23 protein-coding genes are annotated in these 18629 nt (G+C 45.1%); 5 read left to right on the top strand and 18 right to left on the bottom strand.

All coding sequences use genetic code 11. From position 1 onward, the window contains the following. Window positions 1-24: 24 nt before the first annotated feature. Window positions 25-942 (bottom strand): DMT family transporter, encoded by a 918-nt coding sequence (locus IEX81_RS15855; protein ID WP_188805070.1) that lies wholly within the window; start codon window positions 940-942, stop codon window positions 25-27. Further along, a complete protein-coding gene (locus IEX81_RS15850; protein WP_188805068.1) occupies window positions 939-1622 on the bottom strand; it encodes a GntR family transcriptional regulator in 684 nt (227 codons plus the stop codon). Before IEX81_RS15850 ends, IEX81_RS15855 begins: the two co-directional genes overlap by 4 nt. A 351-nt stretch (window positions 1623-1973) precedes the next feature. Here IEX81_RS15850 and IEX81_RS15845 point away from each other — a divergent pair, with 351 nt between their 5' ends. After that, window positions 1974-2297 carry a heavy metal-binding domain-containing protein gene (locus IEX81_RS15845; RefSeq protein ID WP_188805065.1) on the top strand — a complete coding sequence of 108 codons (324 nt, stop codon included), beginning with the start codon at window positions 1974-1976 and terminating at the stop codon, window positions 2295-2297. Window positions 2298-2742: 445 nt separating this feature from the next. On the opposite strand, the gene IEX81_RS15840 is transcribed toward IEX81_RS15845, so the two are convergent. The 9 genes from IEX81_RS15840 to rpsN all read right to left on the bottom strand — a co-directional run bounded on the left by IEX81_RS15840 (window position 2743) and on the right by rpsN (window position 9213). Then, window positions 2743-3054, bottom strand: coding sequence for a hypothetical protein (locus IEX81_RS15840; RefSeq protein ID WP_188805063.1), 312 nt, complete (start codon window positions 3052-3054; stop codon window positions 2743-2745). Between the two features lie 155 nt (window positions 3055-3209). Next, on the bottom strand, window positions 3210-4865 hold the full coding sequence (locus IEX81_RS15835; RefSeq protein ID WP_188805061.1) for an FAD-dependent oxidoreductase: 1656 nt from the start codon (window positions 4863-4865) through the stop codon (window positions 3210-3212). 12 nt (window positions 4866-4877) lie between these two features. Next, window positions 4878-5180: a rhodanese-like domain-containing protein gene (locus IEX81_RS15830; RefSeq protein ID WP_188805059.1), complete on the bottom strand. Its 303-nt coding sequence runs from the start codon at window positions 5178-5180 to the stop codon at window positions 4878-4880. Between the two features lie 61 nt (window positions 5181-5241). Beyond that, window positions 5242-5577, bottom strand: coding sequence for a rhodanese-like domain-containing protein (locus IEX81_RS15825; protein ID WP_373292397.1), 336 nt, complete (start codon window positions 5575-5577; stop codon window positions 5242-5244). Window positions 5578-5631: 54 nt separating this feature from the next. After that, window positions 5632-5895: a metal-sensitive transcriptional regulator gene (locus tag IEX81_RS15820; protein ID WP_188805055.1), complete on the bottom strand. Its 264-nt coding sequence runs from the start codon at window positions 5893-5895 to the stop codon at window positions 5632-5634. A 259-nt stretch (window positions 5896-6154) separates the two neighbouring features. Next, complete coding sequence (locus tag IEX81_RS15815) at window positions 6155-6970, bottom strand: metal ABC transporter permease (RefSeq protein ID WP_188805054.1); 816 nt, start codon at window positions 6968-6970, stop codon at window positions 6155-6157. A 100-nt stretch (window positions 6971-7070) separates the two neighbouring features. Then, window positions 7071-7835, bottom strand: a complete 765-nt coding sequence (locus IEX81_RS15810) for a metal ABC transporter ATP-binding protein (protein WP_188805052.1) — start codon at window positions 7833-7835, stop codon at window positions 7071-7073. 84 nt (window positions 7836-7919) lie between these two features. After that, window positions 7920-8831, bottom strand: a complete 912-nt coding sequence (locus IEX81_RS15805; protein ID WP_188805050.1) for a metal ABC transporter solute-binding protein — start codon at window positions 8829-8831, stop codon at window positions 7920-7922. 112 nt (window positions 8832-8943) lie between these two features. Beyond that, window positions 8944-9213, bottom strand: coding sequence for a 30S ribosomal protein S14 (rpsN, locus tag IEX81_RS15800; protein WP_188805049.1), 270 nt, complete (start codon window positions 9211-9213; stop codon window positions 8944-8946). A gap of 199 nt (window positions 9214-9412) precedes the next feature. Between rpsN and IEX81_RS15795 the strand changes: the two genes are divergently transcribed. Beyond that, window positions 9413-10429, top strand: coding sequence for a permease (locus tag IEX81_RS15795; protein ID WP_188805048.1), 1017 nt, complete (start codon window positions 9413-9415; stop codon window positions 10427-10429). 36 nt (window positions 10430-10465) lie between these two features. On the opposite strand, the gene IEX81_RS15790 is transcribed toward IEX81_RS15795, so the two are convergent. After that, window positions 10466-10969: a VOC family protein gene (locus IEX81_RS15790; RefSeq protein ID WP_188805047.1), complete on the bottom strand. Its 504-nt coding sequence runs from the start codon at window positions 10967-10969 to the stop codon at window positions 10466-10468. Window positions 10970-11085: 116 nt separating this feature from the next. On the opposite strand from IEX81_RS15790, the gene IEX81_RS15785 reads away from it, so the two are divergent. Continuing rightward, window positions 11086-12228 (top strand): glycoside hydrolase family 18 protein, encoded by a 1143-nt coding sequence (locus IEX81_RS15785; RefSeq protein ID WP_188805046.1) that lies wholly within the window; start codon window positions 11086-11088, stop codon window positions 12226-12228. Window positions 12229-12370: 142 nt separating this feature from the next. Here IEX81_RS15785 and IEX81_RS15780 read toward each other — a convergent pair whose 3' ends face one another. From IEX81_RS15780 to IEX81_RS15760, 5 genes are all read right to left on the bottom strand, one after another. Then, complete coding sequence (locus IEX81_RS15780) at window positions 12371-12967, bottom strand: DJ-1/PfpI family protein (RefSeq protein ID WP_188805045.1); 597 nt, start codon at window positions 12965-12967, stop codon at window positions 12371-12373. A gap of 211 nt (window positions 12968-13178) precedes the next feature. Further along, on the bottom strand, window positions 13179-13430 hold the full coding sequence (locus IEX81_RS15775; RefSeq protein ID WP_188805044.1) for a hypothetical protein: 252 nt from the start codon (window positions 13428-13430) through the stop codon (window positions 13179-13181). After that, window positions 13411-13926, bottom strand: a complete 516-nt coding sequence (locus IEX81_RS15770) for an RNA polymerase sigma factor (RefSeq protein WP_188805099.1) — start codon at window positions 13924-13926, stop codon at window positions 13411-13413. Before IEX81_RS15770 ends, IEX81_RS15775 begins: the two co-directional genes overlap by 20 nt. Window positions 13927-13942: 16 nt before the next feature. Further along, window positions 13943-14314 carry a group-specific protein gene (locus IEX81_RS15765; RefSeq protein WP_188805043.1) on the bottom strand — a complete coding sequence of 124 codons (372 nt, stop codon included), beginning with the start codon at window positions 14312-14314 and terminating at the stop codon, window positions 13943-13945. A 127-nt stretch (window positions 14315-14441) separates the two neighbouring features. After that, window positions 14442-14900: a VOC family protein gene (locus IEX81_RS15760; protein WP_188805042.1), complete on the bottom strand. Its 459-nt coding sequence runs from the start codon at window positions 14898-14900 to the stop codon at window positions 14442-14444. A 402-nt stretch (window positions 14901-15302) separates the two neighbouring features. On the opposite strand from IEX81_RS15760, the gene IEX81_RS15755 reads away from it, so the two are divergent. Further along, window positions 15303-16169 (top strand): aldo/keto reductase, encoded by an 867-nt coding sequence (locus IEX81_RS15755; protein WP_188805041.1) that lies wholly within the window; start codon window positions 15303-15305, stop codon window positions 16167-16169. A 186-nt stretch (window positions 16170-16355) separates the two neighbouring features. Here the strand turns inward: IEX81_RS15755 and pdxR are convergent, their stop codons facing one another. Then, a complete protein-coding gene (gene pdxR / locus IEX81_RS15750; protein ID WP_188805040.1) occupies window positions 16356-17774 on the bottom strand; it encodes a MocR-like pyridoxine biosynthesis transcription factor PdxR in 1419 nt (472 codons plus the stop codon). 115 nt (window positions 17775-17889) lie between these two features. On the opposite strand from pdxR, the gene IEX81_RS15745 reads away from it, so the two are divergent. Continuing rightward, entirely contained in the window at window positions 17890-18432 is a 543-nt protein-coding gene (locus IEX81_RS15745; RefSeq protein ID WP_188805039.1) for a pyridoxamine 5'-phosphate oxidase family protein, read from the top strand. The last annotated feature ends 197 nt before the right edge of the window (window positions 18433-18629 follow it).

Below are 18629 nucleotides of genomic sequence, written 5' to 3'. Positions count from 1 at the left end.
GACAAAACGATACACCAGCCCGTTTTATGCATCTTTTACAGCAGCGTCTGCAGGCTTCTGCAAGCGGCTTCTTGTTTCCATATGCCGGCCAAAATAGGTGGCGGCAACGATCAAAAACCCTCCCAGCCATTCTTGCGGGGACAGGTGCTCGCCGCCTAGCCCTACAGCAAATAGGGCTGAGAATAGCGGCTCTGTTCCCGTCAAGAGACCGACTCGCGTCGGGGAGGTTCGCCTGATCATGGTCAGCTGAATGTAAAATGCGAACAGTGTGCAAAAAATGGCGAGATAAGCGGTCAGCAGCCAAAACGCCGGCGATGTGGAAATGGTCAAAATTGAGAATCGTTCAGTGGACAGAGACAACAGACCCATTATTATGGCGACCACGCTTAACTGTATCGTTGTCAGCGCTCCCGAATCCATGGCCCTGCCCTTAGTCATTTTTTGTGTTACCGACATTTGAACGGCGCGCAGTAGCGCGGCAATGAGGATCAATACATCGCCGATATTGAAGTGATAGCCGCTCTTCATCGTTAATAGGAACGTCCCGAAGACAGAAAGCGATACGGTTCCTAAAATACCGGCGCGAAGTCTTGTTTTGAACCAGATTGATTCAATAAGCGGGGTGAACACGACGAATAAACTAATTAAAAAGCCGGCGTTAGCAGCCGAGGTAAAATGAATGCCCCATGTTTCGGATGCAAAGATAGCTGAAAGAAACAAACCAAAAATAATGCCGGACAGCCATGTTTGTTTTGTGGCTTTCACTAATTTTCCCCAGGTCAGGGCGATCATAATAAACACCGTAAGCAGAAATCGGATGAAAAGGAAAGAGAATACTGCGATGTCCGATAATACTACCTTTGTCGCTAGATAACTGGAACCCCATACCACAGCTACAAAAAGTAAGGACAAGTCTGCGAGCCAGCGTTTCTCCCGATTCATGATTCATTTTTTCCAACGAGAAAATGATAAACTTCTTTCATCGGTCTGAGCCAGTTTTGCTTCATAATAGACGCCGCCTTCTCTTCATGATGATCTTCGAAAGCCTGAATCATGGCTCTATGTTCTTTCAGGGACTCCTTCACAAGGATAAGATCCCTTTTTAGAAATACAAATTTAAAACGCCGGATATGCAATTGCAGGATCGAAGAGAAGTCTGTAATGTAAGGATTATCAGTGAGCTCAACAATAAAATTGTGGAACTTTTCGTCGCTTTCCATGGCTTTAAATTGTTCTTGATGATCGATGAGCCGCTCATATTCGTTTGTCATTTCCTTCAATGTTTCAATTTGTTCCGCTGTAATAACTTTGGCCGCTTCTTCAGCAGCCAAAGCATGCAGGGAAGCAAGCGGAGGGTAGATTTTTAAAACATCTTCTTTTTTTATCCTTGTTACCCGGGTTTCTTTTCCAGGCAGCATCTCAATAAAGCCTTGAACCGCTAAGAGCTGTAACGCTTCGCGAATGGGCGTGCGGCTAATGCCCAAAGCCTTCGAGATTTCCGAATCGTATATTTGTTCACCCGGTTCCAGCGTTCCGTCTATGATCCACCTTTGTAATTGATTAAATGCCTTGTCTTTTGCAAGCAGCCGAATCGGTGAAGAATAATTTTTAGGTATAGGCATCTTTTGCTCCTCATTCGTACGTAATATATTGCATGCGTATATTATATAATCACAATCATAAAAGTCAAATGAATTGGTCTGTGCTTTGCTTGAAAAAGGAAAGATTGTCGATAAAAAGGCCGGTCCAGACAGTCATGCTGTTCCATTTTAAAGCCGGCACTCATGCGTGAACTTAAAACAATCCGGTTTATTTTCCTGAATTTTTTATATTGATCACTGTCTTTAATCAACGCACATAATAATTTAAAAAATTGCCAACGAAATCAGAGAACAGGCCTATTGGAATTTGTGAATAAATGGTAATCTTATTAAGAGAGGTATGGAATTTAATCAAAATGGGAGGGCAATTAAATGATCGTTGTGACTACTGAAAACATTCCCGGCTATAAAGTAACAGAAGTTAAAGGAGAGGTTTTTGGATTAATCGTGCGGAGTCGCGGCCTGGGCGGCAACATCATGGCCAGCTTAAGAAGTCTTATCGGCGGAGAAATTCATGAATATACGCACATGCTTGAAGACGCCCGTCAGCAGGCGATCGACCGTCTTATTGCAAATGCGACGGCAACAGGAGCAAACGCAATTGTTATGATGCGATTTGATTCGAGCGAAATCGGACAAAACATGAGTGAAGTCCTGGCTTTCGGAACAGCAGTTGTTGTTGAAAAAGAAGAATAATCGTTTGTCCTCCCTATAAATGTATCATTTATTGAATCATATGAATGCTGAGCTTGTAAAAAAGACACCAGCTGCGAAAAATGCGGTTGGTGTTATTTTATAAAGTTCAATTGCCGGGTAATCTCATGATATTTTGGGTAGGCCTATAACTGCGTACTTTTGAAACAATAATTTCTCGTTTAAGTTTTAACAATTTCATAACGGTAATCCGGAAGAAACCGGATTAAATGATTCCCCGTTGATCCGGTCGGCAACCCATATACCGGCGCGCTTCACAAGAGACAGTGATAAAATGCAGCGTGTTTAAACTTTATAAGGCTGCGTAATCGTTTGAGATTGAAAACCTGCCAAAAAGAAAAAAATCGAGGCGAAAGTTGGGTTTAAAATTCGCTCCGATTCATTTCTTTTTACGTGCAAACAAAAAATTAACAATCTTTTTCAGCCTTCAATAGGGACGCGGCATTCCAGGCGGCATGGTCGGCATGGCGGTGCCAGACCCATACCAATAAGGCGGGCGTCCTGAAGGATACGGTGGATGCATCGGATAAGGATGCGTCGGATAAGGCATGGCGTGATAGGGCTGGGTTGGGTAGGGTTGCGCTGGATAAGGCATGGTCGGGTAGGGCTGCCCGGGATAGGGCATGGTTGGCATGGTCATCTGACGTTCCTGAGGAAAATTTAATTCGTCCGGAAAATAGGTTTGATCGATATCTCCAATGCCTTGGCCCTGCCCATAATAAGAATGTATTTCATTCATTCATTTTCAGCCTCCTTGGGGATTTGCCCCCTTTGTTTCACTTACACCATATGCCCATGCCTAATACCTGTGACAATTCTGGGCGCGGGCTGCAGTAAAAAAAAGCATCTGCACCCTCCCCTGATCCGCGGCAGGCACAGACGCATTCATTTTTCTCAAACCCCTTCTTTGCTTGTTGCCGGGAAGACTGTCGAATAAAGTTTATATCCGCCATCCAGATTTTTGACTTTATAACCTTTCTGAGAGAGAATGCGGGCCGCAAGATAGCCGCGCAGCCCCACCTGACAGGTGACAATGATCTCTCTGTGTTTGGGCAGTTCGTCTATTCTCTCGCGCAAATTGTCTAACGGAATGTTAATCGCCCCCGGAATGGTTCCCTGGTCATATTCACTTTCCGTCCGTACATCGATGAGCAGACTGCCCTCATGCGTCTCCTTGTCAACTTCGCTCCACTGAATGGAATCGACTTCATGTTCCAGCACATTCTGAGAGGCGTAGCCAAGCAGATTGACAGGCGATTTGGCCGAATTGAATGGCGGAGCGTAAGCAAGTTCCAGTTCGGTGAGATCATGAACCGTCATCTTCGCTTTAATGGCAGTCGAGAGAACATCGATCGTCTTATCAACGCCCTGCGCGCCGACAGCCTGCGCACCGAGCAATTGACCGGTTTGGGATTCAAATAATAGTTTTAATTGCATAGATTTGCTTCCGGGATAATAGGTTGCGTGATCATAAGGACTGGTATGAACCGTTTCATAAGTGATTCCGGAGCTGCGCAGCTGTTTTTCATTCAATCCGGTAACAGCGGCGGCCTGGTCAAACACCCTGACAATCGATGTGCCAAGTGTGCCGGCGTAATGTCTTTCCATTCCGCTCAGGATATCGGCAACCATTCGCCCCTGGCGATTGGCCGGCGAGGCGAGCGGAATGACCGCCGCAGCGCCGCTGACGAAATGTCTGATCGAAATGGCGTCACCAATCGCGTAGATATTCGGATCACTCGTCTGCAGCTGATCGTTGACGATGATCGCGTGACGCATCCCAAGCTCAAGGCCCGCATCATCGGCAAGGGAGGATTCAGGCTGGACACCCACGGATAAAATGGTCAAATCAGCCTCCAGCTTGATTCCATCATCCATGATGACTGTGGCTCCATGATTTTCGAATTCGGTAACGGTCTTGCCTTTGAGCACTTGAATATCCCGGGAAATGAGCTCCTGCTCAACGGCAGCAGCCATTTCAATGTCCAGCGGCGGAAGGACTTGGCCGGCCCGTTCGATCACGGTCACTTTCAAGCCCCGCCGGTAAAGATTTTCCGCCATCTCCAGACCGATAAAACCGGCACCAATAATTGCTGCACGCTCGGGTCTGTTTTTTTCGATCATGCGAACAATCCGCTCGGCATCCGGAACATCCCTCAATGTGTACAGATTGTCTGCTTCTCTGCTGCCTTTCATAGGGGGTACCATCGGCTTCGCGCCTGTCGAAAGAATCAGTTTGTCATAACGCTCGTCATATAGGTAACCTTGATGATTAATCGTGACTTTTTGAAGCTGACGATCAATTTTCAACGCTTCGCTTTCCGTGCGTACATCTAAACGAAATCGATCATACAGCTTTTCCGCAGTCTGAACCAGCAGTTTTGAACGATCCTTGATCACTCCGCCGATATAATAGGGGAGTCCGCAGTTCGCAAAAGATACATACGGCCCCCGTTCCAGGACGATGATTTCGGCGTCTTCATTCAACCGGCGTAAACGAGTGGCTGCAGACATTCCTCCGGCAACTCCGCCTACAATCACGATTTTCATTTGCTCCCCTCCTCAATATTCAATGTCCCCTGTCCAGTTCATCATGCCGCCGCTCATATTTTTCACCTTGAAACCGTTAGCGGACAAAATCGCCGACGCCACTCCGCTCCTGCTTCCGGAATGGCAAACAATAATGTGTTCCGTTTTCTTGTCAATTTCACCCATCCGGTATTGAATGGCATTGACTGAAATATTTTTTGCACCCGGAATGTGGCCTTCCGCAAACTCGTATGGCTCTCGTACATCAATAATGCTAAGGCTGCTCTTTTTACCGAGCAGACGTTCAACTTCCTCAGGCATAATCTCTTCATACATGCTTTTCTTCCTCCATTTTTCGATAATATACCCATACAGGTATTTTAAACCGCATAAAAAATTATCTCCAGTGATTCATACCACCGGACACGTTCGTTACCCTTTCATACCCCGCCTTCTTCAAAAGTCTGCATGCCATCGAACTTCTCATACCGCTCTGACAGATTACAACCACTTCTTTATCCCTGGGAATTTTATTTAAATGACTCTGTAAACTTTGCAAAGGAACATTGGTGAAATTCGATATGGACTGTGTCCTGAATTCCGACTGTGTCCGAACATCCAGGAAAAATTTATCTTTCCTGTTCTTCAAATAGTAATCCTTCAACTCTGAGGTGCTGATCTTACTGAACTTCGATCCAAAAAACCATCCCAATCTTGTCCTCTCCTTTATCAACGATCAAATTTGCCCTGACCGGCGTCCCACTGGAGAAAATTGTTTTTAAAAGCATCATCGGCTTTTAACCAGCATCTGTACCGCTTCGTTAATTAATTGCTGGGTCGATTCATCCCCATCCTGGATTTGTTTTCGCAGACATTCTTCAAGATTCGCTCCGACGACAAGACCGAGAGAGCGGTCGATGGCTGTTCTCGCCGCAGTTAACTGTGTCACGATACTACGACAGTCTTCATCTTGCTCCATCATCCGCAAAATTCCGCGAATCTGCCCTTCTATCCGCTTAAGGCGGTTTTTCATTTGAGGTGTATAGTTCATGTTATTAGCCTCCAGTATACCCATAAGGGTATAATAGCCTGATTTTTCTTCTGTGTCAATTTCAAAGCGTCTCCTTATGGAAATAAAAAAGGAGCCCTGCCGAACTGATAAGGATTCCCGATTTATGTAAAAATCGCATTACATTCTTTTCTCAAACAACACCGATTGGCTGCTTTATTCTAAGAAACTTGCAGCTGGTCAGTATCCTTCTGAAAAAATCAGAGCAGTCACAATCGAGTCTAAAGACTAATGTTCACGATTAACTGGCACGAACCTTTTTATATCTCAGCATGAGCCGCTGATAAGTGATACCCGTAAAATACATGACGGCTTCAAAGCTGGCGATGTAAAAGCTGACCGGAGCACTGGTATAGTAGCCCATGACAAGTCCGAACCAGACACCAGCAGCTGCCAATAATGAAGAAACGACGATCATTGCAAAAACTGACTGCGTGAAATAGCGCGCCGCGGCAGCCGGCACCGTCATCAGTACAAAAACGAGCAGAGCACCGACAATCTGGACCGTCACACTCACCGCTACCGACATCAGGAGCAGGAAGCCGACAGAAATCCAGCGAATCGGCAATCCCGCAGCGGCAGCACCTACTTGATCAAAAGAGTCAAACTTAAGCAAACGGTACCCCAGAGCGAGTACAAACAGAACGAGCAGAGTCAGGCCGACGATTTGCCAGACGTCCTGCATATTGATGCCAACCACACTCCCGAACAGAAGAGTTGCTGTAAAATTCGACTGCTTATTAGACAGAGAGAGGAATAAGATTCCGAGCCCAAGAAAAAAGCTCAGAATGACGCTGACCGATGCGTCACGGCGGAAGGCTTTCACCCCCATTTGTCCAACGCCCAGCGCGCTGAGCAAAGTAAAAAGCAGTAATCCTTCGAGGGGATCAATGCCTGCGTAAACAGCAAAAGAGGCGCCGGCAAATCCGATATGAGAGAATGTATGCGCGATAAATGAGAGATTTCTCGCCATAACAAAAACCCCGATCGTTCCGCACATCAGGGCGACAAGCGTACCGGCCAAAAATGCGTGCTGCATAAAATCATATTGAAACATTAGTTCCTGCCCTCCAAAGTGATGAAAGATTTACTGAACAATCACATGAGAAACTAGCATCAGGCACTGATCACAAAAAAGCTATTCTCTCTATATCCCTTTAAAAATAACCTGTCTTGTGCTCTCTATCCATTTCAAATAATCCGCGCCGCCCCAGTTTCTCATGATCCGTTGAATGGTAGAGCCATTCCATCGCTTTATTATCCATCACATGGTTGACACCGCCGGTTTCATAGTGTCCGCGTGACATGAAGAGTGCCCGGTCGGCGTATTCTTTCACTAAATGAAGATCGTGACTGATGAACAGCACGGTGACCTTGTGTTCATGGCAGACACTCTTGATAAGCTGCATCATCTGTTCTTGCGCGTTGGGATCCAGATTGGCGGTCGACTCATCGAGCAGAAGAATATCAGGGGCGCGTACAAGCGCCTGCGCCAAAAAAACACGCTGTCGTTCTCCACCTGAAAGTTTCCCAATCGGTTTTTTTGCCAGATGAAGCGTATGGGTCATTTCCATCGCACGCTTCACACTTCTTCTTTCGCTTGGCGACATCCAGGGAATAATCCTGACCTTAAGGCCAAGGGAAACAAAATCCCCCGCCTGAATCGGCGTCTCATCGTCAATGGTCCGTGATTGGGGGACGTAGCCAACGATCGGTTTCCCCGTTTCCCCTTCAAGAGAAACATGACCGCCCTGAGGCCTGATAAGGCCGAGAATTGTCTTCAAAAGCGTCGATTTACCCGCTCCGTTTGGTCCGATTATCGCAAACATTTCACCCGGATTCGCCTGAAAGGACACATGATCCAATATCGTTTCCCCGTTAAAGCTGACCTGCAGATTGTCCACCCTAATTTCGCCAGTCATGGAAAACCTCCTGACATTAATTATTGAGCATAGGCTCGTTCGCAACATTTCATCGCTTATACTTTCGTCTCTTGCCGGAAAACGTCACCGATTGCTCTGTGTTTTTTCAATTTGCTGCAGTTCGCCAAGCATCCAGGACTTGTAGCTTTGCCCGTCAGGGAGCGTCTCCGTCACTTTAACGACCGGCACATTGTTTTTATTTGCGAGCGCAACGATCCTGCCTACGGTCGGGTCACTTGCCTGAATGTTTTCCACAAAGAAATGGATACGATGATGAATAATGTCGCTTTGCATGGCAGCGATGTCCTTGGGTGCCGGATCGCTTCCGTTCTCAACCGCAAGTTCGAAGCCTTTATTACTGATTTTATACTTTAATGCCTGCAGCATAAGGTCAAAAACAGGTTCGGAGACATCCACCGTTTTGTTGTTTGTTTGTTTGGCAAGTTTTGCAGCCAAGTCTTTCACCGGTTTGATTTCCGCAATATAAGCATTGGCGTTCTTTTGATAGTCTTTCGCATGAGAAGGATCGAGCTTCGCCAGTTCGGCAGCGATCCGTTGAGCGAGTTTCGGCATCGTCTCAGGATCGTACCACAAATGTTCATTGTCCCCGCTTTTCTTGTTCATCAGATCTTCACCGACGCGAAGCACCTTTTTATTCCCTTGATCGGCAGAAACGAGTTTGTCCATCCAACTGTCATAACCGATGCCATTATAGATCACAAGTTTGGCGTTATTGACGGACTGAGCCGTCGCCGTTGTCGGCTCAAACTCATGCGGATCAATGCTTGGTTTGTTAATTATCGATGTCACATTTACATGATTGCCGCCGACAGCCCGTGCAACCTCACCGTAAAAATCTTCGGCAGCAACAATGTTAATTTTTGACGAACCGCCGTTATTGGACTGTGCCTTTCCGCATCCCGCCAGCACTCCCAGCAGCATGACGATAACACCGAACAAAATAAAAAACCGATGAATGAAATAATGACGCTTCATGTATTCCGCCGCTCCTCTTTAATCACTTTACCAATATTTAATCGTAACGATTACGGTTTAAGATGTAAAGATCAAAATTTTATGTTTTTGTTTCATGAATCATTACTCTCCCTTACCAGCTTGCTTTCTTGACACCGGGTATTTGTCCTTTGTACGCGTATTCCCTGAAAGCAATCCGCGACATTCTGAATTTGCTCATATAGCCGCGTGGCCTTCCGGTCAGCGGGCAGCGATGATGGAGCCGTGTCGGCGAAGAATCGCGTGGAAGTTTTGCCAGCGCGGCATAGTTCCCCTCAGCTCTCAGTTCAAGACGCTGATCGGCATACTTTGCGACCAGAGCTTCACGTTTCATTTCCTTGATCATTTTTGACTTCTTGGCCATTTTTTCTTCCACTCCTTCGTAAATCGTAATTATTACGATTTACATTCACTATTAAAACACAATGCTGCTTCTTTGACAAGACATTTAAAAGAGGAGGTCCCTTCCTATGCTTGTTCTTATTAGCCTTTTCGCTTCATAGTTTAAATAATAATCATTCCGATTTACAAATCACATATAGTCGATTAAAGGGGGACAAATCGTGCACCTGTTTAAGCCAAGCGTACTCTATCATCCATTGACCGTCGCACTTCTCCTTTTTCTTCTTATTTTTCTGGAGAAAACCGAAGGCAATCCCTATTTTAACTATCTGCCGTCCGTGTTCTACTCTTTCAGCACCCTTTTTCTGGGCATGATCGTCGAGGCTGTCCCCTTTATACTGGCCGGTGTTATTCTCTCCGTTTTTATCCAAACCTACATAAGAGAGGACGTCGTGCGGCAATTATTGCCGAAAAACCCTTTCCTGGCCATGATTCCGGCTGCTTTTACCGGACTCCTGTTCCCGGTTTGTGAATGCGTGATCATTCCGATCGTTCGCGGCCTGATAAAAAAAGGACTGCCGCAGCATCTCGGTGTTGTCCTCATCGTTTCTATCCCCATTATCAACCCGATTGTTGTTCTGTCTACCTTTTATGCTTTTCAAAGCAAACCGGCCATCCTTTATGCGCGCGTGTTCCTGACCGTCATTGCCTCCTTTATTATTGGCACCTCCATCTACTATCTTTTTCGAAATCAATCCATCCTGAAACAAGAGAATCTTATCGGTATCAGGCATTCAGATCACGAACATCATCACTCGGGAAAACCTTCCCTGCACGATCAAATGTTTCACATCAGCAGTGAATTCTTTGACATGACCAGATATTTTATTGTCGGCGCATTGATGGCCAGCCTGTTTCAGACTTTTTTTAACCGGGATCTGATGACCGCTATCGGGGCCAACGCAGCAGCAGGGCCTGCCGTCATGATGGCACTCGCCTATTTTTTATCCGTCTGCTCCACTTCAGACGCCTTTCTTGCCGCATCGTTCACCCACCAGTTCTCTCCGGGATCAATCGTCGCTTTTCTCATTTTCGGAGCGATGCTGGACGTGAAAAACACTCTTGTGCTGCTCGGTTGTTTCAGGATTCGATTCGTTCTTGTCTTCTTCATAATCACGGCAACCGTTGTCTACCTGCTCACCAGACTGGCCGATTTTATGATTCACTGGTCATTCTGAAAGACAAAGGGCGCGCCTTTACTATTCCCGAACTGATTATTCCCCTCGATTTTCCGTCAAGTCGCGTCTGGCTTTCTTTATTTGACATATGGATTCTTTCACAAACTGATCGGTCATAGTCATCATTTCCGCTATTTCTTCAGCGCTTTTCCCTTCTTCAGATAAGCGAAACGAAAGGAATTCTAAAGATTCTCCTACTTCAATAATGTTTTTGTCCGGGTCATAAAACCGAACCACTTTCTGCCGCCAAGGCTGTTCCCTCGCTTCGTGCAGCAATTCAACTTTATTATTTTTTAATTTTTCGACAAATGCATCCACATCATCGTGTTCAAAATAAAGTTCGAAATTATTGCCGCCCATTATCATCGCTCTATTATCAATCAAATTTGAAAAATGAGATTTCAGATGAATGGCAAAGCCACTCTCAAAAAGGATATTTTCACCAAAATCATATTTAACTTTTTGTTGCAGCAGTTTTTCATAGAATGCTCTTGAACGATTAATATCTTCTACAGTGATTAATGAACACATAAATTTCATCTGTTCACCTCCCGAATACTTCTTACATTAGCTTAGCTTCATTAGGGAAAACGCACAATCCTCCCCTTGTTTTCATACAGTACAAAGCGAAATAACTTTAAGGGAGATTTTCATTGATGATTTATGTGGTTCGCAGCGGAGAGTCGCTTTGGCAACTTGCAGGCCGCTATAATGTATCAGTAAACACTCTAGCGGATATTAATGATTTGTCCGATCCGAATCGTTTGGTGATCGGCCAGTCACTGATTATTCCCGTTTCTGAAGCAGATGTGAGCCCCAAACCTAACATTGAAGTCAATGCTTATACGTATCAAACGAGCAACGAAGCCGTTAACTCGATTCGTCAGGTTGGAAGCCTGCTTACTTATTTAACCCCATTCGCCTACCGTATCACGGAAAACGGAACGCTCGATCCGATAAATGATCAGGCGATAATTTCCGCCGCACTCGCTCAAAATGCTGTCCCCATGATGTCTGTTACCAATTTCTCTGCGACGGAAGCGGGCACAAACCTGGCACATGTTGTATTAAACACGCCGGCCTATCGGGAAAACCTGTTGTCGGACGTGATTCGGATCATGCGGGAAAAGGGATACCGCGGATTAAATATTGATTTTGAAAATGTTCTCCCTGCCGACCGTGAACTTTACAATCATTTTCTTCAGCAGGCTGTGAACCATCTTCATCCATTAGGCTATTTTGTATCAACGGCTTTAGCACCAAAAACAAGTGCTGCGCAGCCTGGATTGTTATACGAGGCACACGATTATGAAGTGCATGGCAGAATTGCCGATTTTGTTGTGCTGATGACCTATGAGTGGGGTTACCGGCTGGGTCCGCCGCAAGCGATCTCACCCATTTATCAGATGAGAAGGGTCGTGGAATACGCCTTGTCGGTGATACCGGCAGAGAAAATCTTTTTGGGATTCCAGATTTACGCGCGCGACTGGATTCTCCCACACATACAGGGACAGGCAGCGGAAACATTCAGTCCAAAAAAAGCCGTCGAACGCGCGGTAAAATATGGCGCTGCGATTCAATATGATCCTGCCGCTCAGGCACCGTTTTACCGCTATATTGATGAACAAAGCCGTCTTCACGAAGTTTGGTTTGAAGATGCGCGGAGCGCCCAAGCAAAGTTCAACATGGTCAAACACAATCATCTCCGCGGTATCAGCTATTGGGCTTTAGGCCCCTCTTTTCGGCAAAACTGGGTCCTGCTTGAAGACAACTTCAGCATTCGTAAATGGATCCAATAGCGGTGCCTTTTCTTTAGCAGAAATAATTCCAGACGATCTGGAATTAATACACACTATACTGTTTCCGTTAGACTCACTGCTCGCCTCTTAAACTCTGTTATAAAAATTTTTCCGTAATCAAGTCCAAAAACCTTTACGTAATTCAAATAATAATGTCGTATTCCATTCTTCTGGCCGTCTCCCGGGCCACCTCCACACCCAATAATCGTTTGACGATGTGGAAAGACATATTGATACCTGCCGAAATACCGCCTGATGTCACGATATTCCCTTCATCGACAAACTTGACTCCACGCCTGACATCGACTTCCGGGAACTCCGTTTTCAGTCGTTCGAGACTCGCCCAGTGTGTCGTCGCTTTTTTCCCGTTCAACAGCCCGGCTTTTGCCAACAGCAAAGCCCCGGTGCAAACCGATGTCATCCATTGAACCCGCTGCGCTTGGCTGCCTATCCACTTTATCACCTTAGCGTTGTTAATTTCCCGATCACGGGCTCCCAGACCGCCGGGAATAACAAGAATATCAAAAGGCGGCATGCTATTGAAGCTGTAATCCGGCTGTACCTTCAAACCATTTCGGGCACTGATGAGAGTTCCTTTTTCCGAGACGGTTTCAACAATAAACGGCTGTTCTACATTTTCCAGGATCGTCACAGCGAAGACTTCAAACGGACCCGCAAAATCCAAGACTTCCACATCATCAAATAGTAAAATTCCCACTCTCCACTGTTTGCTTTTCATAGAAATGTCTCCTTTAAGAGGATGTCCAAAAGGTCCGGGAAAATTGCGGTGCCCAAAACGGCGCTTTTTTGATTCCATGGCCCTTTTTGTCTTTCTTTTTGAACAGACTCTTTTATCAAAATTTAAAGGTTGTACGCCTTTCATCATGCAAGTTTCTCTATCAAAAGATAGTTCACCTTTTGACCTACTCATTTTGGGGAATGTTGATGGATCACCCTATAAAATTTAGAAAAATCGGTATAAGAGTCAGGAAAATCGCTCCAATGATGGGAACGATTTTTAATAACAGGATTCCACTCGCAGTTGACAAGAAGGACTCAAACGGATTCTTCGCCGGCGAAGCCAGAAAGTCAATCCATCGTTCCCACGGCCGAGGTTTCATCGGGAAGTCAGGTATTTCTACATGATATTCGTCCATCTTCTTCCTTAGAAAATGCTCTTCTCTAAAAGGATCTTGATCCATAATCCTTCACCTCCAGTTCTTCTTTCAATAGTTGAATGGATTTGTGCAGCCTTGATTTGACTGTTCCTAGCGGAATATTAAGAATCTCTGCAATCTCCTGTTGTGACATATCGTGATAATAAAAGAGCAATATGACGGCGCGGTGTATTTCGGGCAGCTTTGCAACCGCATCTCTGATCGTCATGCGGTCAACATGATGCATTTCGTCATTTTCTAGAGGTACAAGGAAGGGTAAAAGGCTTTGCCACTTCTTCCGCCGGTTTAATTTGTTAACCATTAGCCGATAAGCGATTTGAAACAAAAATGATTTCAGATTTCCTTTTTCGGAGGTATAGCGGTGCTTGTAACGCTGCAGCCTCATAAAGGTATCCTGAACAATATCAATACTCAGCTGCTCCTCTCTTGTATAGCGAAAAACAAATGAATAAAGCGGATTTTTATACAGGATGTAGATTTCGTTCAGAGCGGCATCATCACCGTTTTGATAAGCGATCATCAATCGCTCCTCATGCTCATTCAATCTTATCGCCCCATCGTTCCTTGATCGCTTTCAAGGTCATTGATACCCGGGAAATAAGATAAAAGATCGTGACAATTGTCCATGCTTGTGCCTGATTCGTAAAAAACTGCACAAAAGGATTCTTTATCGTTTCACCATGCATAATCAAAGCATTTAAAACCTGGACACAGATGATCGTATAAATGGCCAGACTGAGCGTCATGGTATCAAAAATGTTCCACCGTAAAAATACCTTTGTTTTCTTATAATTGATTTTACCCTTTTCCCGGACAATGTGCTTTAGATCCATAGGAATAGCAATCGAAAGAATAAACACGATTAAAAAACCTGTCACAATAAGTGATACCATCCACCCAATATCCATTTTAGCTTCCTCCATCTTTTTGCTTTTTAAAAACTATACAATGGAGATCGCTTAAAAGTTCACAACGAAAGCTTAATCATTTTCCCGGATTGATTACGGTTAGCCCATCAGCCCATGACTGAAACACTTATTTCTTTTTAGTCATCCATTCTTCCAATGTCATCATTTTGAAGTCTTCTTCGACGTCTAACCGCAAGGGAGCAATCAGTTCAAGCGAGTTTCCGTCAGGATCATTAAAATAAATGGCTGCATGTGCCTGCGGGTTATTAGGCAGGACAAGAGGCTGTTTTTCAGCAGGGAAGCCAAAGGAGGTCCGTATTTTAATTCCCCTTTGTGCCAGCCATTCTTTTGCTTTTTTGATATCCTCTAAATCAACTTTAAATGCGACATGTCTCAGTGATGGGTGATAGGCTATTTTCACTTTTTCAGTTTCCCAAAGCCCCAGCCAGCTTTTTCCCTTTTCAATCCAGAAAAAAACCAGTTTCTCATTTTGGTAGGCAATTTCCAAGCCCAGTTTTTTATAGAATTCAATCGAAGCTGAAAGATGACTGACCGGCAAATGCGCTTCATATAAACCTTTGATCATTTTGATCGCTTCCCTGTTTCATTTTTTCATGTTGTAAAAAGTTTTCCTTTAAGGTGTTTCATTATACCTACTTTTTCTGTGAGCAGTGATTTGTTGCTTGGATACTTACTGTCTGTACAGCATCCACTACCCATTATAGGTCATGCACTGCTATAATTCAGTATTTTTAAACAATTTTCATCATTGGCCCTGTAACTATCTAACCTCATAGGCTGTGGCGGGCCCTTAAGCGGCGCCTTCTCGGCTTTCTTTCGTCAGGGTGTCCTCTTTTGTATGACAATTGTGTAAATCCGAGCATTTTTTTTGAATCCGAAAAGATAACTGTGTTAAACCAAATACAGGAGGTTCACTGGCAAGAGTATAGATGACTTTCGAAAAAAGCAAGCTGAAGGAGGAAATCGAATGTCTGAATCAACCGTTACAGCAGCTTTATCAGGTACTTTCACAATCGGCGGCGATTTGCCGGTCAATCGTCTGGGGTATGGAACGATGCAGCTGACAGGACCCGGTGTCTGGGGAGATCCGCGCAATCCGGAAGAAGCCGTCCGTGTCCTGCAGACCGCTTCAGAGCTCGGCGTCAATTTCATTGATACAGCGGACGCCTATGGCCCGTTTGTGGCCAATGAATTGGTCAAAAAAGCCCTTCACCCTTATCCGAATGACCTGGTTATTGCCACAAAAGTCGGACATACGCGCCAAGGTCCGAACAGATGGATTCCCGTTGGCCGACCGGAATATCTTCGCCAGCAGGTTGAGTTGAATTTGCGCACGCTTGGACTGGATCACATTGATTTGCTTCAGCTGCATCGTATTGATCCCAAAGTACCGCTTGCCGACCAGATCGGTGAACTGGCACTGATGAAACTCGAGGGGAAAATCCGCCATATCGGGCTGAGTCAGGTCAGCGTCGGAGAACTGCAAGCCGCAAATGAAATCACTCCGATCGTTTCCGTTCAAAATCTGTACAATCTGGCAAAACGCGATTCAGAGATGGTGCTAAATTACTGCGAGAAGCATCAGATCGGATTTATTCCATGGTTCCCTCTCGCAACGGGAGCGCTCGCAAAAGAAGGCGGACCGCTGGATCAGATCGCCAAAAAATATGACGCAAAACCGGCGCAGATCGCCCTTGCCTGGCTGCTGAAACGCTCGCCGGTCATTCTTCCGATTCCGGGAACATCTTCTGTTGCCCATGTCAAAGAAAACATTGCTGCGGCCGGAATAAAACTCAGTGATGAAGACTTTCAGACTTTATCAGAGGCGGTTTGAGTAACTGGCTGAACCTAAGAAACGAGATTATGCCATAATAATAAACAGGAACGTTTCACTGAACCAGTGTGAAGCGTTCCTGTTTTCATTTTGTATTCATTTACGCTCCATTTTCAATCCTTTATTATTTCGTATCCTATCTGCTCAATGAATCCCTAACCCTCGACAAAATACTCCTATTTCCCCTTATCGATAATAAGGCCGCCAAGCCGCGTTCAAGCGTTTGATCCCCTGTTTTATTTCATCAAATGACAATCCGCCGAACCCAAGCAATATCGGTATGGGCGGCTTACCCTGAATCCAATTTTTTGATGTACTGTACGCTTTTACGCCTGCCTGTTCCGCTATTCGTACCAATTCATCAGCAGACTTACTGCTCTTCACATGAAGAACAATGTGCAAACCCGCATCCTCCCCGCTGACACAGACATGCTCCCCCATTGCTTCTCTAATCGTTTCCAAAAGCAGCGAGTGTTTTTTTCTATAAAGTGTCCGCATTTTCCGAATGTGCCGGTCCCATTCACCGCTTTCCATAAATAGTTTCAGAGTCAGCTGGTGCAGTCGTGAAGCGGATTGAGCCGTAGTGTACATGTCGCTGCTTCGATAAACGTCAAGAAGAGATTTTGGTAAAACCATATAACTCACCCTGATCGCGGGCATCAAAGACTTTGAAAAAGTACCGACGTAAATCACCCGGCCATGCTCATCGATTCCCTGTAATGACGGAATGGGTTTTCCGCGATAACGAAATTCCCCGTCATAATCGTCTTCAATAATCCATCCCTCGTTTTCTTCCGCCCAGTGCAGCAATCTGATTCGTTTTGAAATCGGCATGATCATGCCCATCGGGTATTGATGGGAGGGCGTAATGTACACTATATCTGCCTGAGTTTTTATTAAATCACGGATAGATAACCCATCTTTCTGCACAGGAACAGGGACAACTTGAATGTCGTGCTGCTGAAATACCCGACGGGCCCCTTCATAGCCCGGCTCTTCCATGGCAAACCGTTTATGGTTCCATTTCATGATCCGGAAAAGGATTTGCAGAACAGACTGCGTACCGGCGCCAATGACGATTTGTTCCGGAGAGCAGTTCACGCCGCGGGCCCGATGAAGATAATCGGAGAGCACGCTCCTCAGCTCCCACTCTCCCTGACGTTCACCATAAGTTAAGAAGTCTTTCCGCTCATCTTTTAAAAGTTTATTCATGCAGCTTCTCCATCTATCTAAAGGAAAATGCGCAGTATCGATATCGGACATATAAAAATTATTCAAAATATGGTTCGTTTCCTTTTTTGAACCGCGTTCCAATAAAGGGATTGGATGATTTTGAACACCCGCACCCGGAAGGTCATCATTGAGTTTCGCAACATAGTAACCGCTCCGCTCTTTACTTTCGATGTATCCTTCCGCCAGAAGCTGCTGGTAAGCCATATGTACCGTCGTTCGACTAATATTTAATGAGTCAGCCAGATAACGAATAGAAGGAAGGCGCATATTTTTTTGCAAAATTGACGTTTCGATCTCATTCTTAAAATACCTGTAAAGCTGTGCATACAGTGACTCCCTTGATTTCTCATCCAGCTTCGGAACCCATTCCATATTCCATTCTCCTCTGTACTGATTAAAAGATTAAAAACTGTATCTTTTAAAAGATACAATTCGCTTTATAATCTATTTTAAACAACAATCAACAGAAAAGGGCGGGAAATTAAAAATGAGTTCAATGCGCTATCAGATGCGGGAATGTGAAAATCGTGAAAAGATCGATCTATTTTTAACAAAAGCCAGAGTTGGCTTTTTAGGTTTGGCTGATACAGACCGTCCCTATGTCGTACCGCTGAACTACGTTTGGCATAACGGCAGGATTTATTTTCACGGAGCAGATACCGGAAGAAAAGCAGACATCATGAACATAAATTCAAGTGCCTGCTTTACTGTCTGTGAAGAATACGGAACCATGACCCATCCTGTTCCCGCCCACACAGATACAGCTTACATGAGTGTGATCCTATTTGGTCAGGTAGCACGTATTTCCGATTTGGACGAGGCAACGGAGGCACTGCAACAGATGCTCGATAAATATGTACCTGAATTCTACAATCGGCCGCTGTCGAAACGACATGTCGAAAAATATCGCTCGTCCTTGGGAAGCGCGGCAGCGATCTTCTGCCTTCAGCCAGATCAACTTTCCGCCAAAGAAAATCCTCTTGATCCGGGTCGCAAATTTGTTTTTGGCCGTCGCGTGAATCAAGAATGATCGGATGATTCACTAAGTGAATCATTCAAATCTGATCAGTGGGAGTCCTTCCGTTTTGTACCGATAATTAAACAATATGGGTATCCCTTTAACTCATACAGATGGGATAATCTGTAGAATGTTATATTTCTAAACGACCACCTGCTAAAGCAGGTGGGTTCAGACATAAATGTCTGCGACTTAAAGTCACCACTCAA

Source organism: Sporolactobacillus putidus (genome assembly GCF_014647035.1).
Lineage (GTDB): Bacteria > Bacillota > Bacilli > Bacillales > Sporolactobacillaceae > Sporolactobacillus > Sporolactobacillus putidus.
Note: the sequence above shows the minus strand (reverse complement) of the source record. Positions and strands in the feature narration are given on the sequence as shown.

What these genes read in the sequence shown, in the direction of transcription:
- IEX81_RS15805 (WP_188805050.1), bottom strand. Translation starts at nt 8,831, where the DNA reads ATGAAGCGTCATTATTTCATTCATCGGTTTTTTATTTTGTTCGGTGTT.
- IEX81_RS15775 (WP_188805044.1), bottom strand. Translation starts at nt 13,430, where the DNA reads ATGGATCAAGATCCTTTTAGAGAAGAGCATTTTCTAAGGAAGAAGATG.
- IEX81_RS15765 (WP_188805043.1), bottom strand. Translation starts at nt 14,314, where the DNA reads ATGGATATTGGGTGGATGGTATCACTTATTGTGACAGGTTTTTTAATC.
- IEX81_RS15840 (WP_188805063.1), bottom strand. Translation starts at nt 3,054, where the DNA reads ATGAATGAAATACATTCTTATTATGGGCAGGGCCAAGGCATTGGAGAT.
- IEX81_RS15845 (WP_188805065.1), top strand. Translation starts at nt 1,974, where the DNA reads ATGATCGTTGTGACTACTGAAAACATTCCCGGCTATAAAGTAACAGAA.
- IEX81_RS15810 (WP_188805052.1), bottom strand. Translation starts at nt 7,835, where the DNA reads ATGACTGGCGAAATTAGGGTGGACAATCTGCAGGTCAGCTTTAACGGG.
- IEX81_RS15760 (WP_188805042.1), bottom strand. Translation starts at nt 14,900, where the DNA reads ATGATCAAAGGTTTATATGAAGCGCATTTGCCGGTCAGTCATCTTTCA.
- IEX81_RS15755 (WP_188805041.1), top strand. Translation starts at nt 15,303, where the DNA reads ATGTCTGAATCAACCGTTACAGCAGCTTTATCAGGTACTTTCACAATC.
- pdxR (WP_188805040.1), bottom strand. Translation starts at nt 17,774, where the DNA reads ATGGAATGGGTTCCGAAGCTGGATGAGAAATCAAGGGAGTCACTGTAT.
- IEX81_RS15770 (WP_188805099.1), bottom strand. Translation starts at nt 13,926, where the DNA reads ATGATCGCTTATCAAAACGGTGATGATGCCGCTCTGAACGAAATCTAC.
- IEX81_RS15820 (WP_188805055.1), bottom strand. Translation starts at nt 5,895, where the DNA reads ATGAACTATACACCTCAAATGAAAAACCGCCTTAAGCGGATAGAAGGG.
- IEX81_RS15790 (WP_188805047.1), bottom strand. Translation starts at nt 10,969, where the DNA reads ATGAAATTTATGTGTTCATTAATCACTGTAGAAGATATTAATCGTTCA.
- IEX81_RS15780 (WP_188805045.1), bottom strand. Translation starts at nt 12,967, where the DNA reads ATGAAAAGCAAACAGTGGAGAGTGGGAATTTTACTATTTGATGATGTG.
- rpsN (WP_188805049.1), bottom strand. Translation starts at nt 9,213, where the DNA reads ATGGCCAAGAAGTCAAAAATGATCAAGGAAATGAAACGTGAAGCTCTG.
- IEX81_RS15850 (WP_188805068.1), bottom strand. Translation starts at nt 1,622, where the DNA reads ATGCCTATACCTAAAAATTATTCTTCACCGATTCGGCTGCTTGCAAAA.
- IEX81_RS15815 (WP_188805054.1), bottom strand. Translation starts at nt 6,970, where the DNA reads ATGTTTCAATATGATTTTATGCAGCACGCATTTTTGGCCGGTACGCTT.
- IEX81_RS15745 (WP_188805039.1), top strand. Translation starts at nt 17,890, where the DNA reads ATGAGTTCAATGCGCTATCAGATGCGGGAATGTGAAAATCGTGAAAAG.
- IEX81_RS15855 (WP_188805070.1), bottom strand. Translation starts at nt 942, where the DNA reads ATGAATCGGGAGAAACGCTGGCTCGCAGACTTGTCCTTACTTTTTGTA.
- IEX81_RS15785 (WP_188805046.1), top strand. Translation starts at nt 11,086, where the DNA reads ATGATTTATGTGGTTCGCAGCGGAGAGTCGCTTTGGCAACTTGCAGGC.
- IEX81_RS15830 (WP_188805059.1), bottom strand. Translation starts at nt 5,180, where the DNA reads ATGTATGAAGAGATTATGCCTGAGGAAGTTGAACGTCTGCTCGGTAAA.
- IEX81_RS15835 (WP_188805061.1), bottom strand. Translation starts at nt 4,865, where the DNA reads ATGAAAATCGTGATTGTAGGCGGAGTTGCCGGAGGAATGTCTGCAGCC.